Genomic DNA, 17,547 nt, shown 5'->3' on the forward strand with positions numbered 1-17,547 from the left:
ATCAAGACACAGCAAGCAGGCTATAATGGACCTAGAAGCACTCAAGGAACATCGCCTGGTCATGAAGCCAATATTCCCACCGTTAAGGTGAATAATATTGGCACAATCACTATCAGGCCCGCTCTACCAGCAAGCTAATAGAGCTTTGCCGATTATTTTTGGTCCAGTCGCTCTTCTGGCACATCAATCACTTCTTCTTCCTTGCGGTACAGGCTGATCAGTTTGAACAGCAGGCTCAGGCCGACGCCGACGATGGTCGCCAATGCCATACCTTTCAACTCCGCCGCACCGATATGCACTTTCGCGCCGCTAACGCCGATAATCAGGATCACCGAAGTCAGGATCAGGTTCTGCGCCTTGTTGTAATCCACCTTGGATTCGATCAATACGCGGATACCCGAAGCGCCAATCACGCCATACAGCAACAGGGAAACACCGCCCATCACCGGCACCGGTACCACCTGGATCGCCGCCGCCAGCTTGCCTACGCAGGAAAGCAGAATAGCCAGAATTGCCGCTCCGCCGATCACCCAGGTGCTGTAAACCTTGGTAATGGCCATGACACCGATGTTCTCACCATAGGTGGTGTTAGGCGTAGAGCCGAAGAAACCGGAGATCACGGTGGAAATGCCGTTGGCGAACATTGAGCGGTGCAGGCCCGGATCGCGCAGCAGGTCCTTCTTGACGATATTCGCCGTGACTACCAGGTGACCAACGTGCTCGGCAATCACCACCAATGCCGCAGGCAGAATGGTGAAGATGGCAAACCACTCAAAGCGTGGCGTGTAGAAGGTCGGCAAGGCAAACCAGTGCGCGTCACGGATTGGCGTCAGATCCACCACGCCCATAAAGAACGACAGCGCATAGCCTACCAACACACCAATCAGGATCGGGATAATCGCCAGGAAGCCGCGGAACAGCACCGAGCCCAATACGGTAACACCCAGCGTCACCAGTGAAATAGTGATGGTCGTGCTGTCTGCGGAGGTACCTTCCGCCGGTAACAATCCGGCCATGTTGGCCGCCACGCCCGCCAGCTCCAAACCGATAACGGCAACGATTGCGCCCATCGCCGCAGGCGGAAACATCACGTCCAGCCAACCGGTTCCGGCCTTCTTGACGATCAGCGCGACCAGGCAGAACAGCACGCCACACATGATAAAACCACCCAGTGCAACCTCATATCCCAGCGGCAACAGCAGCAACACCGGTGAAATAAACGCAAAGCTGGAACCCAGATAGGCGGGTATCTTGCCCTTACAGATAAACAGATACAGCAATGTTCCCACGCCGTTGAACAACAGCACCGTCGCCGGGTTGATCTTGAACAGGATCGGCACCAGCACGGTGGCCCCGAACATGGCAAACAGATGCTGGAAGCTGAGTGGGATGGTCTGGAACAGCGGCGGGCGTTCACTAACGCCGATGGCGCGACGGGTCATGGGGTGTTTTTCCTCTGAGTTAGTATCAGTTGTGTTGGCTTGGTGATCAATGCTCAATGGATTACCAGGGTTGGCAATCCAAAGGGCATTAAAAAGCCGACTCTCAGGTCGGCTTATTTATTATTTGGTACCAAATATCTTATCGCCTGCATCACCCAGGCCAGGCACGATGTACCCTTTGTCGTTCAGACATTGATCGATCGACGCGGTATACAACTCAACATCTGGATGTGCTTTCTCCAGCGCGGCGATCCCTTCAGGAGCGGCGACCAGTACCAGCACCTTGATGCTGCTGCAACCAGCTTTCTTCAGCAGGTCGATGGTTGCGATCATCGAACCACCGGTAGCCAGCATTGGGTCAACCACCAGCGCCATACGCTCATCAATGTTGGAAACCAGTTTCTGGAAATAAGGGACCGGCTCCAGGGTTTCTTCATCACGATAAACCCCAACCACGCTGATACGAGCACTCGGTACGTGCTCCAGTACCCCTTCCATCATGCCCAGACCGGCACGCAGGATTGGCACTACGGTAATTTTTTTCCCTTTAATCTGCTCAACTTCAACCGGCCCACACCAGCCTTCGATGGTAACTTTCTCGGTTACCAGATCGGCGGTCGCTTCATAGGTCAGCAAACTACCCACTTCAGAAGCCAGCTCACGAAAGCGTTTGGTGCTGATATCATGTTCGCGCATCAGACCAAGCTTGTGCTTAACCAGCGGGTGCTTCACCTCAACGATCTTCATCATTTTTCTCCTATTAAGGTGGTTGACGGCCAAAAAAATCGCCGGATTATACCGCCTTTTGCTTCCGACGCCACTACCAATAGCCGGATCGAGATCAACAAAAGAGTGATCAACAGTATAGAAGACGAAAAGTTCGAGCGGGCTCACATGGTTCTCGCAAACGTTTGCTTGCGCTGTTAGAATTGCCGCGCCTGGTTCCGGCATCACCGCCGGAAGCACCGTTCTCAAACCGCAAACCGTCGTGGGGATCGCGCAGTGACCGACAAAACCTCTCTCAGCTATAAAGACGCAGGTGTCGATATCGATGCTGGCAACGCATTGGTAGACCGCATCAAAGGTGTAGTGAAACAGACCCGCCGCCCGGAAGTCATGGGTGGGCTGGGCGGTTTTGGCGCCCTGTGCGCGTTGCCGCAGAAATACCGCGAGCCGATACTGGTCTCCGGCACCGACGGCGTGGGCACCAAGCTGCGTCTGGCGATGGATTTAAAACGCCACGACACCATCGGTATCGATCTGGTGGCGATGTGCGTTAACGATCTGGTGGTTCAGGGCGCTGAGCCGCTGTTCTTCCTCGATTACTTCGCCACCGGCAAGCTGGATGTGGATACCGCCGCCAGCGTGATCACCGGGATTGCCGAAGGCTGTAAACAGTCCGGCTGTGCGTTAGTGGGTGGTGAAACTGCCGAAATGCCCGGCATGTACCACGGTGAAGACTATGATGTCGCAGGTTTCTGCGTGGGCGTGGTTGAGAAATCAGAAATCATCGACGGCAGCAAAGTACAGTCTGGTGATGCGCTGATCGCTCTGGGCGCTTCAGGCCCGCACTCCAACGGTTATTCGCTGGTGCGCAAGATCCTGGAAGTGAGCAAGACCGACCCCACCACCACTGATCTGGCAGGCAAACCGCTGGCAGATCATCTGCTCGAGCCGACCAAGATTTACGTCAAATCGGTACTGGAATTGATCGAGAAAGTGGAAGTACATGCGATTGCTCACCTGACCGGTGGCGGTTTCTGGGAAAACATCCCACGCGTGCTGCCAGAAGGGATGCAGGCGGTGATCGACGAGTCGAGCTGGCAGTGGCCTGCCGTGTTTAGTTGGTTACAGCAGGCGGGCAACGTGAGCCGTCATGAAATGTACCGTACCTTTAACTGCGGTGTCGGTATGGTGATTGCGCTGCCACAGGAGTCGGTAGAAAAAGCCATCGCAATATTGACCGCCGCGGGTGAAAAAGCCTGGCAGATTGGTAAACTGACCGCTTCTTCTGACGAACAACAAGTGGTCATCCAGTGATGAAAAAGATTGTGGTGTTGGTCTCCGGCCAGGGGAGTAATCTCCAGGCGCTGATCGACGCCTGCCAACAGGGCCGGATCGCCGCCACTATCGTGGCGGTATTCAGCAATAACGCGCAGGCATATGGCCTGCAGCGTGCCGAGGAAGCTGGCATTGCCGCTCAAGCGCTGGATGCCAAAGACTTTGCCGATCGCGAAGCCTTTGACGCCGCGCTGGCGCAAGCTATCGACCAATACCAACCCGATTTGGTGGTGTTGGCCGGTTATATGCGCATTCTCAGCAACGCCTTTGTGCAGCACTATGCCGGGCGTATGCTGAATATCCACCCTTCCCTGCTGCCGAAATACCCCGGGTTGCATACCCATCGCCAGGCTATCGACAACGGCGACGCCGAACATGGCACTTCGGTGCATTTCGTGACGGAGCAGCTCGACGGTGGCCCGGTGATCCTGCAAGCCAAAGTGCCGATTTTCCCCGGTGACGAGGAAGATGAGGTCATTGAGCGTGTGCAGACCCAGGAACACACCCTATACCCGCTGGTGGTGAGCTGGTTTATCGAAGGGCGGCTGGCAATGCGCGATAACGCTGCCTGGCTGGATGGTGAACGCCTGTCAGCACAAGGTTATGCCGCCGACTGACCCGCAATTTAACCGCAATCTAAACGGTGCCTTTCACGGTACCGTTTTTTTTCGCCTTCAATCAGCTCCTGAGGTTATACTTTTGCCAGATTAATGAACCGAGGAGAATGTATGTCGAGCACCACCAACGTCAGGCTACGCCCGCTGGAGCGGGAAGATCTGGCGTTTGTTCACCAGATGGATAACAACGCCAGCGTCATGCGCTACTGGTTCGAAGAACCTTATGAAGCCTTTGTCGAGCTTTCCGATCTGTACGATAAACACATTCACGACCAGAGCGAACGGCGTTTTATCATCGAGCATGAAGGGGCCAAGGTCGGGTTGGTTGAACTGGTAGAGATCGACCATATCCACCGCCGTGCCGAATTCCAGATCATCATCGATCCGGCTCATCAAGGCAAAGGCTACGCCAGCACCGCCGCCAAACTGGCGATGGACTACGGCTTCTCGGTTCTTAACCTGTATAAGCTGTATTTGATCGTCGATAAAGAAAACCCGAAGGCGATCCATATTTACAGCAAGCTGGGCTTTGAGGTGGAAGGTGAACTGATTGACGAATTCTTCGTTAGCGGCGCATACCGCACCGTGCTGCGCATGTGCATCTTCCAGCCACAGTATTTAGCGAAGTTCAAGACTGCCCAGTCTGGTGATAAGCCTCTGATGAAGTAAGTTGAAAGCAGGGGGCGATGAATATCCCCCCTGATGACAGATAGATGAAGATCAACAGGAAATCTTGTACGTTTGAGCTAGTTAATAGTTTATGTCCACTCGACGCTAATATATTTAAAAAATCAATTCATTATCGTGAATCATACAATTAATAAATTAATTTCTGCATGGCTATAGACTCGGGTTGGCCAACCGAGTGGTGAATTAGGCGACAAGATTAGGTATCATCCTGAGCACTACGGATAGCCCTACAGGAACCGTCACGCTGGCTGCCGCTTGGCATCCCGCACTTTCGCGGCGAATGGACTTCAAACGGCCTGAAAAACATGCGTAATTACAACTTATTATGGTGTATATGGGGATTATGGACGTTGTCCATCGTTCTCTGGCTGACAGGGATCAGCTTCACCGGTATCTACTTAAAACGCGCGCTGCTGGCCGCCTTGGTTCTGGCACTGTTGGCAACGCTGGCGTTTATCTACAAAATAACAAGGACGAATCAAATGCTGTCATTCAATAAGAAAAATAAAGCCGTTAATGAGGAAAAAGCGCAGGAGCTGATCGATCAGCCTGTACCTCAGCCGGCTGCTCACTCTGAGCCAAACGCCCTGCCTGAAGTTGCCGACGCCATCAAGCCAATCCGTGCCAAGAAGGACACCTTTATCTCCAATGGTGCGCTGTTCACCGGTGTGATCGAAGGCGATGGCAATATCATTGTCGAAGGCCGGGTTGAGGGAAACATCATTTGCAGCCACATGGTGCGCATTGAAACCAGCGGTCATGTCAAAGGCGAGATCCGCGCCCAGCAGATCATGATCAATGGCCCCGTTGAAGGCCGTTGCTTCGCCGACTCGCTGTCAATCCAGCCGAAGGGCAGCATGCGCGGTGATATTTTCGCCGACGAAATCTCCATCGAGAAAGGCGGCCTGTTTATTGGCCAATCCCAACTGATGCAAAAAACGCCTCCTCAAGCCCAGCCCGCTCAGGCAAAAGTGACCGCACTGAAAAAGGTTGAACCTGAACAGCAGGAACAACCTACCCCACAGCCGAGCAAGCATGCCAATTAAGCTCCTCGCCCGTCAGCCATAGCGGCCAGTGATGTAATCCTCTGTACGGCGTTGGCGTGGCGAAGTGAAAATCGCGTCGGTATCGTTATATTCCACCAGCGTCCCCTGGTGGATAAACGCCGTATAGTCGGAAACCCGTGCGGCCTGCTGCATGTTGTGGGTCACCAGCACCACGCTGTAGCGCTGTTTCAGCACCGAAATCAATTCCTCGATGGTTAAGGTGGAAATCGGATCCAGCGCAGAGGTCGGCTCATCGAGCAGCAACACTTCCGGTTCAACCGCGATCGCCCGTGCAATCACCAACCGCTGTTGTTGGCCGCTGGAGAGACGGAACGCATTTTCCCGTAACCGATCTTTCACCTCGTGCCACAGCGCAGCGGCACGCAAGGATCGCTCCACGGCTTCATCCAGAATGCGCCTGTCACGGACTCCCTGTAAGCGCAGGCCGTAGACTACGTTTTCGTAGATCGATTTCGGGAACGGGTTTGGCCGCTGGAATACCATGCCCACGCGCCGCCGCAAAGCGGCAACGTCAATCTGCGGGCCTGAAATGGTTTCGCCATTAAGCTGCAGTTCGCCGTCAATCCGGCAGCGTTCCACCAGATCGTTCATCCGGTTAAAACAGCGCAACAGCGTCGACTTACCGCAGCCTGAAGGGCCGATCAGCGCTGTCACCCGGTGTTTGGGAATACGCAGGGAAATATTGTGCAGCACCTGCTTGTCACCATAAAACAGATCCAGGCCGTTGACCGCCAGCGCGGTATGCTCATCGGCAAGATGCTGGACGTCTAACCGGGGTAGACTGCCCGGCGTTATCAGACTCATTTGGCACTCCCCAAAAGATTCAACCTTGTTACTGCGACCATGCTTTATACCGCTCCCTTAGCGAATGCCGGATGCCCATTGCCGTCAGGTTCAACCCAACCACAATGACCACCAGCAGGAATGCCGTGGCAAACACCAGTGGCCGCGCCGCTTCTACGCTGGGGCTCTGAAATGCCATATCGTAGATCTGGAAGCTCAGGTGCATGAATTTACGTTCCAGGTGCAAATAGGGGAAAATATCGTCCACCGGCAGCACCGGTACCGATTTCACCACGCCAACCAGCATCAGCGGTGCCGTTTCCCCCGCCGCTCGTGCTACGGCCAGGATCAGGCCGGTCATCATCGCCGGTGCCGCCATCGGCAGCACGATCCGCCAGAGGGTTTCCGCCCGGGTGGCTCCCAGAGCCAATGATCCTTGGCGCAACGAAACGGGAATACGCGACAGCCCTTCTTCAGTGGCAACAATCACCACCGGCAAGGTCAGCAATGCCAGGGTCAATGCGGCCCACAGCACGCCCGGTGTGCCGAACGTCGGGTTCGGCAAGGAGTCGGCGTAAAACAGCCGATCGAGCGAGCCCCCCACCATATAGACAAAGAACCCCAGACCAAATACGCCGTAGACGATCGACGGCACCCCCGCCAGATTCACTACGGAGATGCGGATCAGCCGCGTCAGCAGATTATTACCGGCATACTCGTGCAGATAGACGGCGGCAATCACGCCAAACGGCATCACCACAATCGACATCAGGATCACCATCAACACGGTACCAAAGATCGCCGGGAAAACGCCCCCTTCGGTATTGGCTTCCCGTGGGCTGTCGGTCAGGAATTTTTGTACTTGCTTGGTCCAATGCGCCAGCTTCTGCCCGCTGCTCATGTCGTTCGGATACCAGGCATCGCGCACCTGGCTCAGGGGAATGGTGTGAACCTGCCCGTGCATGTCGCGCAGCAGTAAAGCATCACGCTGGCGATCGCGTTCCAACCCTTGCAGTTTGCCAGCAAGCTGGCGGTATTGGCGTTGCAACTCCTGCCGTTCGGCACGGATAGAGGCTTGCCAGCGCGCATCCAGCTTATTCTCACGCTGCAGGCTCTTTTCATGCAGGCGTAAATGCTCAAACTGTTCGTTAATCCGTGCCATGTCGCGGAACTGAATATCACGCGCCTGTCGCGTCAGTGCCGCAATCTGCGGCAAGCGCTGTTGCAACGCCTGGCTCAGGTCGCTGCCGGTCAATGGTTGGCCATCTTCCAGTAAACCAGCCAGGTAGCCGTACGCGGTGCCATTGCTGTTACGCTCCAACACCAATAAATCGCGTGGGGTAATCATTCTACTGACGTCACTGGCCAGCAAAGTACGGAAATCCTGCCCTTCGCTTTCCCGGTTCCCCACTTTGATCAGGTAGCGGATAAAGCTCTGCGCTTCACCTGGTGGCAACACAACACCGGCGTCTTGCAGTTGCTGGCGCGAGATCGTCTGCCGTTGATATAGCTCACCCACTACCGATACCGGGCCTGCGGCCGTCTGATTCAGCTCGAACTGATAGACTGGGCTAGGCCAGAAATAACGCGTCCCCTGCCCGGCCAGCAGCAGTAAAATGCCGATCAGCGCCAGCAGGCTGATGGCCACCGATGCCGCCGTTAGCCAAATCCACGGGGAGCCGCTTTTCACCCAGCTTCTCATGGTGTCTCCTGGTTCAGCGTATAGCGCTTACGCAAGCGTAAACGTACCGCCTCCGCCAGCGTGTTAAACACAAAGGTAAAGATGAACAGCACCAGCGCGGTCAGGAACAACACCCGATAATGGCTGCTGCCCGTGACGGCCTCTGGCATTTCGATAGCGATATTGGCCGCCATCGCCCGTAAGCCCTGGAACAGGCTGCCGTCGATCAGCGGGGTATTGCCGGTGGCCATCAGCACGATCATGGTTTCCCCCACCGCGCGGCCAAAACCGATCATCAGCGCAGAGAAAATACCGGCGCTGGCGGAAGGCAGCACCACGCGCAATACGGTTTGCCACTGGGTGGCCCCCAGGGCCAAAGAACCCCGGCTAAGCGAGGCCGGCACGCTGAACAACGCATCCTCTGCCAGTGAAAAGATAATCGGCACCAGTGCGAAGCCCATCGCCACGCCCACCACCAACGTATTGCGCTGATCGAAATCCTCGCCCAACCAGAAGTGCAGCGGCTCACCAAACAGCTTAAGCTCCAGCCAAGGCCCTACGGCAAGCGCCAGCCAAACGGTCAGCACCACGACCGGTAACAGCAACAGTAAATCCCAACCCGGTGACCAAGGCCGCGCCGTAAATCGGTTAACCAACCAACTGCATAACAGCACGACCCCAGCCAACAGGAACGGCAACGCCAACACGGCCAGCAGATAACGCTCGATCATCGGTGCCAGCCAGATACCGGCCACCAGCCCAATCACTACCGTTGGCAACGCGCCCATCACCTCAACCGCCGGTTTGACGACCCGTCTTAACCCTGCCGACATAAAGCAGGCAGTATAGATCGCCCCGGCCAGCGCCAGCGGGATGGCAAATAACATGGAGTATGCTGCCGCCTTGAAGGTGCCAAAGATCACCGGCATCAGGCTGAATTTAGCCTGGTAGCTATCTTCACCCGAAGTGGATTGCCACACATACGCCGGCTCAGGGTAGTTCTCATACCACAACCGCTGCCACAGTGAACGCCAGGTGACGTCTGGATAGAGATTATCCACGGCATAATGCTGCCAACCCTGGGCCGTTTCCAGCAATAGCCCGTCGCCACGCGGGGCAAACGCCATTTGTTGTACGTTAGCGGGGAGCTTGTCCTTCAGTAACGGCTTGGACTGGATACTGGAAAACAAGGCGAACTCGCCCTGCGGCTGCAAAGTTGCGAACACCCGCCGATACGGTTCGGCTACTAACAACTCCTGTGCGGTAGTCTGATGGGTAAATTGCTGTATTGGTGCCAACTGGTAGCGCTGGTTTTTCTCCACGTCAAACCATTCACGCAGGCTACCGTCACCAGCCTGGATCAATAATGCGCTCCCCCCTGGCAACGCCGTCAGGCGATAGGGAGGATGTTCACCCAGGGTTCGCGTCTCTCGCAGCTGCGGCTGTGTCCCTTCAATCTGATAGCGGGCCAGTTGGTTGCCGGTTAACAGATAAAGCTGGCGGCCATCCGGCGTTAGCAGCAGTTGTTGTGGCGCGGTGGCCAAAGGGATTTCCGTGGGTTGGCCCTGAAGCGTCGGGCTAAAACGCCCAAACAGCAACCGGTTGTCGTCCGTTACCGCCGCCAGCAGGAAGTTGCCCCGGCGGACTTGCGCCAAGCTTAGCAATGTCAGTGCATGCCCATGGGGATCAAACGCCAAGGCCTCCTGCCCCAGCGGAAAACGCCACTGCGGTTCACCACCGCCCGCCGGTGCAAAATCGGCCTGGGCAACCATCAATCTGCCATCCGCACGCGCCAGGGCAAACAGGTCACGCTCTCCAACTGCCTGAGCCAATAATGTAGGCTGGCTCAGTAGCGTTTGCTGTATAGGGTTATGGTTCGGTGCCTGTAACTGATAAAAATGCCCTTCCCCCTGGCGATCGATGCGATAACCAATACGCTGCTGTACGTCCATCCCGATGGCGAGCGCCGGGGAGCTGTAGCTCATTGGCAATACGCGTGAAGTGCCTAGCGAGGCCGGTTTGAACAGCGGTAAAACCGAAAGCAATAGATAGACAAAAATCAGCATCAGCGTCATCAATACCAGCAGCCCGCTGATGGTCACGGCCCCTTGTACGCCACGATCAACGTGCGCACGCAGGCGATCCCGGGGATGTTGGTTAAGCGTTGTCTGTGCCATTTGCCTGTCGTCGGTTCCGTTGTCGGGCTTGCACCCAAAGATAACCGGGCATCTTATGTCAGTTTTGTGACGTTTGCATGACAAAGTTGCCGGGTGCCATGCTGGACGAATAACAATTTGCAGCGGGCAATGCGGCGGGATAACTCCGCAGATATGTTGGACATTGTTGTCAATCTCTCGCAATAATGAAGAAGGACACTAGAGCGGTATTCGGCGATAAGTCCGATCCTTTTCTAAAATTGAACTGGAGTAGCAATGGGTCAGGAAAAGCTCTACATCGACAAAGAATTAAGCTGGTTATCCTTTAATGAACGCGTGTTGCAGGAAGCCGCAGATAAGAGCAATCCCTTGATTGAGCGCATGCGATTTCTGGGCATTTACTCCAATAACCTGGATGAATTCTATAAAGTCCGCTTTGCCGATCTGAAACGGCGCATCTTGATCAGCGAAGAACAGGGTTCAGGTGGCGCTTCACGTCACTTGCTGAAAAAAATTCAGGCCAAGGTGCTGAAGACCGATCAGGAGTTCGACGGCCTGTACAACGATCTGCTGCTGGAGATGGCGCGCAACCAGATCTTCCTGATCAACGAGCGCCAGGTGTCAGAGAACCAGCAAATCTGGCTGCGGCAATACTTCAAGCATCATTTGCGCCAGCACATCACGCCGATCCTGATCAATCACGACACCAATCTGGTGCAGTTCCTGAAGGACGATTACACCTATCTGGCGGTGGAGATCATTCGCGGTACACGCATCGATTATGCGTTACTGGAAATTCCGTCCGATAAAGTGCCCCGTTTCGTCAATCTGCCGCCGGAAGCCCCCCGCAGACGCAAGCCGATGATCCTGCTGGATAACATCCTGCGCTATTGCCTGGATGACATCTTCAAGGGCTTCTTCGACTATGACGCGCTCAACGCCTATTCGATGAAAATGACGCGCGATGCAGAATACGATCTGGTGACCGAAATGGAATCCAGCCTGTTGGAACTGATGTCGTCGAGCCTGAAACAGCGCCTGACCGCCGAGCCGGTACGCTTTGTGTATCAGCGCGATATGCCCAACGAGATGGTAGAGCTGCTACGTAACAAGCTGGGGATATCCAACTACGACTCGGTGATCGCCGGTGGTCGTTACCACAATTTTAAAGACTTCATCAGCTTCCCTAACGTCGGCAAGGCCAATCTGGTCAACCGCCCACTACCGCGCCTGCGGCATATCTGGTTCGATAAATTCCGCAACGGCTTCGATGCCATCCGCGAAAAAGACGTGCTGCTGTACTACCCGTACCACACCTTTGAACACGTGCTGGAGCTGCTGCGTCAGGCGTCGTTCGATCCCAGCGTACTGGCGATAAAAATCAATATCTATCGGGTAGCCAAAGACTCACGCATTATCGAATCGATGATCCATGCGGCGCATAACGGTAAGAAAGTGACCGTGGTGGTGGAGCTACAGGCACGCTTCGACGAAGAGGCCAACATCCACTGGGCCAAACGCTTGACCGAGGCCGGGGTGCACGTGATCTTCTCCGCGCCGGGGCTGAAAATTCACGCCAAACTATTCCTGATCTCGCGCCGTGAAGGCGACGATATTGTGCGCTATGCTCATATTGGTACCGGCAACTTTAACGAAAAAACCGCCCGTATCTACACCGACTACTCGCTGCTGACCGCCGATTCGCGCATCACTAACGAAGTACGCCGGGTATTCAATTTTATTGAAAATCCGTACCGGCCGGTCTCCTTCGACAACCTGATGGTTTCGCCGCAGAACTCCCGCCGCATGCTGTACGATCTGATCGATCGTGAAATTGCCAACGCATTAGCCGGTGAAAACGCCGCTATTATGTTGAAAATAAATAATCTGGTGGATAAAGGGCTGGTAGATCGGTTATATACCGCTGCCGCTGCCGGCGTGAAAATCCGTCTGTTGGTGCGAGGCATGTGTTCGCTGATCCCCAACCTGCCGGGAATTAGTGACAATATTCAGGTTATCAGCATCGTCGACCGTTATCTGGAACACGATAGGGTATACGTTTTCGAAAACAAAGGTGACAAACGGGTTTACCTCTCTTCCGCCGACTGGATGACCCGTAACATAGATTACCGTATCGAAGTGGCAGTATCGCTGCTGGATCCGGCGCTCAAGCAGCGCGTTCTGGATATTCTGGAGCTGCTGTTTAGCGATACGGTCAAGGCCCGCTATATCGATAAAGAACTGAGCAACCAGTATGTACCGCGTGGCAATCGCCGCAAGGTCCGTGCACAGGTGGCCATTTATGAGTATTTAAAAGCTCTGGAACAACCGGACAACTAGGCCAGCCACTATGCCGCTAAAAAGCACTGCAACCAATACTAAGCCACAGGAAATCGCTGCCATCGATCTTGGCTCGAACAGTTTCCATATGGTGATCGCCCGCGTCGTTAACGGCGCCTTACAGGTGTTGGGCCGTTTAAAACAGCGGGTACACCTTGCCGATGGATTGGACAGCGAAAACGTGCTCAGTGAAGAAGCCATGGAGCGGGGCTTGGCCTGCCTGGCGCTGTTTGCCGAGCGATTACAGGGGTTCCCGGCGGATAACGTTACTATAGTGGGTACCCACACCCTGCGTCAGGCGGTGAATGCCGAGGTATTCCTCAAGCGGGCGGAAAAAGTGATCCCTTATCCGATCGAAATCATCGCCGGGCAGGAAGAGGCCCGTCTGATTTTTATGGGGGTCGAACATACTCAGCCGGAAAAAGGCCGCAAGCTGGTGATCGACATCGGCGGTGGCTCTACCGAACTGGTGATCGGGGAGGATTTCGAGCCTCTGCTGGCAGAGAGCCGCCGCATGGGTTGCGTGAGCTTTGCCCACTTGTTCTTCCCTGAAGGGGAGATCAGCAAAACCAACTTTAAGCGGGCACGCCTGGCCGCCGCACAAAAATTGGAAACCCTGGCCTGGCAATACCGCATCCAGGGTTGGCAATATGCCTTGGGGGCATCTGGCACCATCAAGGCCGCTCACGAAGTTTTGGTGGCCATGGGTGAAAAAGACGGTTTGATTACTCTTGAACGGCTGGAGTTACTGGTTGAGCAGGTGTTGCAGTTTAAAAACTTCAGCGCCCTGAGCCTGCCAGGCCTGTCGGAAGATCGTCAATCGGTATTTGTGCCGGGGCTGGCGATCCTGTGTGGGGTATTTGATGCGCTGGCAATCCGCGATCTGCGTCTGTCCGACGGTGCCCTGCGTGAAGGCGTGCTGTATGAAATGGAAGGCCGCTTCCGCCACCAGGATATTCGCAGCCGCACGGCCAAAAGCCTGGCCGATCACTATAATATTGACCGCGAGCAGGCCAAGCGCGTGCTCGAAACCACCGAGCTGTTGTACGCCCAGTGGATGGCACAAAACACCAAGCTGGTGCAGCCACAGTTGGAAGCGCTGTTGAAATGGGCCGCCATGCTGCATGAGGTGGGGCTGAGCATCAACCATAGCGGTATGCACCGCCACTCCGCCTATATTCTGCAAAATACCAACCTGCCAGGCTTCAACCAGGAGCAGCAGTTGCTGCTATCCGCGCTGGTGCGTTTCCAGCGTAAAGCGATCAAGCTCGAAGAGTTACCCCGTTTGAACCTGTTCAAGAAGAAGTACTATCTGCCGCTGATCCAGCTGTTACGCCTGAGCACCCTGCTTAACAATCAGCGTCAGGCCACCACCACGCCGGAAACTCTGCGCTTGGTAACGGATGACAATCACTGGACGCTGCGCTTCCCGGTGGGCTATTTGACGCAGAACAACCTGGTACAGCTCGATTTTGAGCGTGAGCAGGAATACTGGAATGACGTGGTTGGCTGGAAACTGGTGATAGAAGAAGAAGGCGAGCAGGACGCAGACGCAAAACCTGCGGCTTAATTCATTGAATTTCTGGTGATATCCTGATGGAGCATAACCGTTTGCTTCCCCTCACCCCAACCCTCTCCCACAGGGAGAGGGAGCTGACCGGAGCACTTGGTTGGCTACGTTACTTCATAACATGTTGAATAATAAAGCCAAGGTATGGCGAAGAAAAATCAGCGTACTCGATCGGTCCCCCTCTCCCTGTACTAGAGGGAGTTGACCGGAGCGCTTGGTTAGCCTGTGCTGCTTCGGTAAATACGGAGTAAGAAGAACGAGGATGGGGTATGGCGCAGAAAAATCAGCGTACTCGATCGGTCCCCCTCTCCCTGTACTAGAAGGAGTTGACCGGAGCGCTTGGTTAGCCTGTGCTGCTTCGGTAAATACGGGGGTAAGAAGAACGAGGATGGGGTATGGCGCAGAAAAATCAGCGTACTCGATCGGTTCCCTCTCCCTGTGGGAGAGGGTTAGGGTGAGGGGCCATATTCTCAGTCAGACTCTTAGTCTTCCGGTAGTGGCTCCATCGGCACCAGAGACGCCAACAACTGAGGTTTACCGATAAAGTAGCCCTGCATATAATCCACGCCCAGGCTTTTAAGCGCATCGCGCTGCTCGGGCGACTCGACATATTCCGCCACAATCGACAACCTTCTCATCAGCGCCACCTTGCAGATTGACGCAATGATCTGGTAATCCACCTTGCTGGTCAGCATATCCTGCACAAAACTGCCGTCGATCTTCAAGATATCGACATGCAGCTCCTTCAGGCGATCGTAGGTGGCATAGCCGGTGCCAAAATCATCCAGGGCAATGCGGCAACCTAACTGGCGCAGCTCTTTCAGCGAGTTCTTGGCATATTTCACATCCTGCACCAGATGAGACTCCGTCACCTCCAGCACCAGTTGATAAGGCTCAATCTGGTATTGCCGCAGTGCATCGCGCACGTCTTGGCACAGGCTCGGGCGACACAGCGAAGAAGGTGACAGATTCACGGCAAAGCGCGCGCTAGGCATACCTTCGCGATGGAGCTCCATAAACTGCAAGGTTTGGCGTAGTACCCACATATCTAACTGGTAAGCCAACCCGAATTCATGCACCACCGGTAGAAATTCGTTGGGAGGAATGACGTTACCTTCATCATCCAGCATACGCAGCAGGATCTCATGGTAAGAATCGCCGCGAACCCCGACAATCGGTTGAGCCATCAACATGAAACCGTCGTTATCCAGCGAGCGTTGCACCCAGTGTAACAAGGCGACCTTGCGCTTGATTTCATTCTGAACCACATGATGATCGTTCTGCACGTTTTCAGGCCGGCCACTGGTCAGAGACATTTCCGCCAACGAGCTCAATTCCCCCAGTAACAGATGCAGGTGTTCCACTTCCGAATAGACTCCACAGTAGCTAATTCCCAACGGCGGATGGATTGGCAGACCGTTCCACACCAGACGAAACTTCTCCAGCGTGCTGTGGATTTTGGCCACCCGGGCCTCACCGTCGGAACCGTTGAGCCGCAGCACCAGATCGTACCCCGGCAGGTGATAGACGTCTTCCCCTTCCTCCAGCACCGTGCGCAGGCTGCTCGCCAGCTTCTGTTTGAAGCGGATGCGCAGCTGCATGCCATAGTTTCGGCTGAGCAAATCCAGCTCGGAAATCCGCAGGAAACACAGCGTAGAACGCGGCACCTTGGCCAAATCGCGCTTCAATGCGCGCAGGTTGGGTAAGCCGATGACCGGATCTTTCAACGAGGCGCTTTGCGCCTTAGCATGGTCCATCCGCTGGCGAGTATGCACCGCAGATGTCAGCAAAATACTGAGGGTGAACGCCAGCATCATTGACGAGATCATGGTCAGGTTATGCAGCAGGCTGTCCCATTGCACATAGCCCGGATAGTTAAAGAACAGCACCAGCAGGGTTGCCGCCCAGATAATACAGTTGAACAGGTAACCAAAGCGCATGGCGCTATACAGCATTACCGGCAATAACAGCGTCAGACTGTAGTCGGGCACCTGCATCGCGTTGGTATCTGCCGTGTGGTAGGCAAGCACCCCCACCAAGGCAACCAGCACCACCAACCACAGTTGCAACTCGCTCTTTTTGACCGACGGCGCCATCTCACGGCTGATCCGGCCCCACAATACGCGGGCAAATTTGGGGTTCTTAATGATCCGTAAGGCGAAATAGAACAGCTGCATGGATGACAGGCAGCCAATCAAAATGGCCTGAAAATTGATCAGTGCGTGTAGATGATTACCGCTACCGGAAAGCATGCCGAGTTCATCCGGCAGCAAATCGAGGCCGATAACCAGCTGTAAACCAAAGATAAACAGCACTGGCGGCATCAGCACCAGCCAGATCAGCCGGTGTTTACCCAGCTTTAACTCGGTGAGCCCCACACACCAGTGGCGCTGCGACTGGCAGCGATAACCCCACCAGCAAATGCTCAGACATCCCAAATACAGCAACGTCATGATCACGTCAACTTCGCTGCCGGAACGGTTGGAGTAGCGGATAAGAATAGCCAAAGCGATGCCTGGCATGGCACGCCAGTCATAAACCATCAGCAAAGAAAAGCAGACCACCAGCGGTAGATAAACCAGATACACTTTGCCATCAGGCAGCATCAGGCGTGGCGATAGCCAGCCTGCAAGCGGCACCAGCAGCAGGCTCAGCACTATAGGCTGCCCCCACCAACGGTCACGTAAATTATTCCAGAACTTTAAAATACCCATCAAGACACAGTATCCGCTAAGGCGTGATTCACTTCGTCGCTTAAGCGTTTTAAATCGCAGAAAAAGCAGGATCCGATCCCACCACAGAACCATTCGGGGAGCAAGCTGAGACATGCACTTCCAGCATCAAGAATGGCTGTGAATTCTATTCTCTGCGATAGCTTAAGATTTGACCACGATCAATTAATAGAGAAAAGGCTAAGAAAAATCCATACGCCACTTCATAGGCTGATAATAACCTATTAATAGACAACAAAAAATCAGACAAAATCTATATCCCATGCATTTAGCGTGACCGCTTAAAAAGCGGTGGACATAAACCACAACTAAATTGCTCAGTCAAACGCACGGAAATAAATGGACATCTTTTGTCATCAGAGCCTAGAATTCCATTTACAATTTTAAATCAATGTTAGCCATGGCAGG

General features: G+C 54.5%; 12 protein-coding genes. 6 read left to right on the plus strand and 6 right to left on the minus strand.

Annotated elements, in window-relative coordinates; translation table 11 throughout:
• Positions 1 to 152: 152 nt before the first annotated feature.
• Together uraA and upp are read right to left on the minus strand one after the other, a co-directional pair.
• The gene (uraA, locus tag ACMV5I_RS09885) at positions 153 to 1,442 is read right to left on the minus strand and encodes a uracil permease (RefSeq protein WP_021178765.1); all 1,290 of its coding nucleotides are present in this window, start codon (positions 1,440 to 1,442) and stop codon (positions 153 to 155) included.
• A 120-nt stretch (positions 1,443 to 1,562) separates the two neighbouring features.
• Positions 1,563 to 2,189, minus strand: a complete 627-nt coding sequence (gene upp, locus ACMV5I_RS09890; protein ID WP_024484908.1) for a uracil phosphoribosyltransferase — start codon at positions 2,187 to 2,189, stop codon at positions 1,563 to 1,565.
• A gap of 255 nt (positions 2,190 to 2,444) precedes the next feature.
• On the opposite strand from upp, the gene purM reads away from it, so the two are divergent.
• From purM to ACMV5I_RS09910, 4 genes are all read left to right on the plus strand, one after another.
• Entirely contained in the window at positions 2,445 to 3,482 is a 1,038-nt protein-coding gene (gene purM, locus ACMV5I_RS09895) for a phosphoribosylformylglycinamidine cyclo-ligase (RefSeq protein ID WP_021807122.1), read from the plus strand.
• Positions 3,482 to 4,120 carry a phosphoribosylglycinamide formyltransferase gene (gene purN, locus ACMV5I_RS09900; RefSeq protein WP_024484909.1) on the plus strand — a complete coding sequence of 213 codons (639 nt, stop codon included), beginning with the start codon at positions 3,482 to 3,484 and terminating at the stop codon, positions 4,118 to 4,120. The genes purM and purN overlap by 1 nt, the downstream gene beginning before the upstream one ends.
• Positions 4,121 to 4,231: 111 nt before the next feature.
• Positions 4,232 to 4,789: a spermidine N1-acetyltransferase gene (speG, locus tag ACMV5I_RS09905; protein ID WP_024484910.1), complete on the plus strand. Its 558-nt coding sequence runs from the start codon at positions 4,232 to 4,234 to the stop codon at positions 4,787 to 4,789.
• Positions 4,790 to 5,160: 371 nt separating this feature from the next.
• Positions 5,161 to 5,856: a bactofilin family protein gene (locus tag ACMV5I_RS09910; RefSeq protein WP_237735634.1), complete on the plus strand. Its 696-nt coding sequence runs from the start codon at positions 5,161 to 5,163 to the stop codon at positions 5,854 to 5,856.
• Positions 5,857 to 5,868: 12 nt separating this feature from the next.
• On the opposite strand, the gene pstB is transcribed toward ACMV5I_RS09910, so the two are convergent.
• Genes pstB through ACMV5I_RS09925 form a run of 3 tightly spaced genes read right to left on the minus strand, consistent with a single transcriptional unit; the run spans position 5,869 to position 10,518 of the window.
• The gene (pstB, locus tag ACMV5I_RS09915) at positions 5,869 to 6,681 is read right to left on the minus strand and encodes a phosphate ABC transporter ATP-binding protein PstB (protein WP_074031434.1); all 813 of its coding nucleotides are present in this window, start codon (positions 6,679 to 6,681) and stop codon (positions 5,869 to 5,871) included.
• Between the two features lie 28 nt (positions 6,682 to 6,709).
• A complete protein-coding gene (gene pstA, locus ACMV5I_RS09920; protein ID WP_174333872.1) occupies positions 6,710 to 8,362 on the minus strand; it encodes a phosphate ABC transporter permease PstA in 1,653 nt (550 codons plus the stop codon).
• Complete coding sequence (locus tag ACMV5I_RS09925) at positions 8,359 to 10,518, minus strand: ABC transporter permease subunit (protein WP_202671301.1); 2,160 nt, start codon at positions 10,516 to 10,518, stop codon at positions 8,359 to 8,361. Before ACMV5I_RS09925 ends, pstA begins: the two co-directional genes overlap by 4 nt.
• A gap of 255 nt (positions 10,519 to 10,773) precedes the next feature.
• Here ACMV5I_RS09925 and ppk1 point away from each other — a divergent pair, with 255 nt between their 5' ends.
• Together ppk1 and ppx are read left to right on the plus strand one after the other, a co-directional pair.
• Positions 10,774 to 12,837 (plus strand): polyphosphate kinase 1, encoded by a 2,064-nt coding sequence (ppk1, locus tag ACMV5I_RS09930; protein ID WP_121607519.1) that lies wholly within the window; start codon positions 10,774 to 10,776, stop codon positions 12,835 to 12,837.
• Positions 12,838 to 12,847: 10 nt separating this feature from the next.
• The gene (gene ppx / locus ACMV5I_RS09935; RefSeq protein ID WP_202727567.1) at positions 12,848 to 14,407 is read left to right on the plus strand and encodes an exopolyphosphatase; all 1,560 of its coding nucleotides are present in this window, start codon (positions 12,848 to 12,850) and stop codon (positions 14,405 to 14,407) included.
• 482 nt (positions 14,408 to 14,889) lie between these two features.
• Here the strand turns inward: ppx and ACMV5I_RS09940 are convergent, their stop codons facing one another.
• Positions 14,890 to 17,121, minus strand: a complete 2,232-nt coding sequence (locus ACMV5I_RS09940; protein WP_414824286.1) for an EAL domain-containing protein — start codon at positions 17,119 to 17,121, stop codon at positions 14,890 to 14,892.
• Between the last annotated feature and the right edge of the window lie 426 nt (positions 17,122 to 17,547).

The sequence above is a fragment of the Serratia sp. T13T92 genome (assembly GCF_047530105.1).
GTDB lineage: Bacteria > Pseudomonadota > Gammaproteobacteria > Enterobacterales > Enterobacteriaceae > Chania > Chania fonticola.

Bases quoted from the DNA above. Each gene is read 5' to 3' on its own strand.
- ppk1 (WP_121607519.1), top strand. From the start codon at position 10,774: ATGGGTCAGGAAAAGCTCTACATCGACAAAGAATTAAGCTGGTTATCC.
- speG (WP_024484910.1), top strand. From the start codon at position 4,232: ATGTCGAGCACCACCAACGTCAGGCTACGCCCGCTGGAGCGGGAAGAT.
- uraA (WP_021178765.1), bottom strand. From the start codon at position 1,442: ATGACCCGTCGCGCCATCGGCGTTAGTGAACGCCCGCCGCTGTTCCAG.
- ppx (WP_202727567.1), top strand. From the start codon at position 12,848: ATGCCGCTAAAAAGCACTGCAACCAATACTAAGCCACAGGAAATCGCT.
- upp (WP_024484908.1), bottom strand. From the start codon at position 2,189: ATGAAGATCGTTGAGGTGAAGCACCCGCTGGTTAAGCACAAGCTTGGT.
- pstA (WP_174333872.1), bottom strand. From the start codon at position 8,362: ATGAGAAGCTGGGTGAAAAGCGGCTCCCCGTGGATTTGGCTAACGGCG.
- pstB (WP_074031434.1), bottom strand. From the start codon at position 6,681: ATGAGTCTGATAACGCCGGGCAGTCTACCCCGGTTAGACGTCCAGCAT.
- ACMV5I_RS09940 (WP_414824286.1), bottom strand. From the start codon at position 17,121: ATGGGTATTTTAAAGTTCTGGAATAATTTACGTGACCGTTGGTGGGGG.
- purN (WP_024484909.1), top strand. From the start codon at position 3,482: ATGAAAAAGATTGTGGTGTTGGTCTCCGGCCAGGGGAGTAATCTCCAG.
- ACMV5I_RS09925 (WP_202671301.1), bottom strand. From the start codon at position 10,518: ATGGCACAGACAACGCTTAACCAACATCCCCGGGATCGCCTGCGTGCG.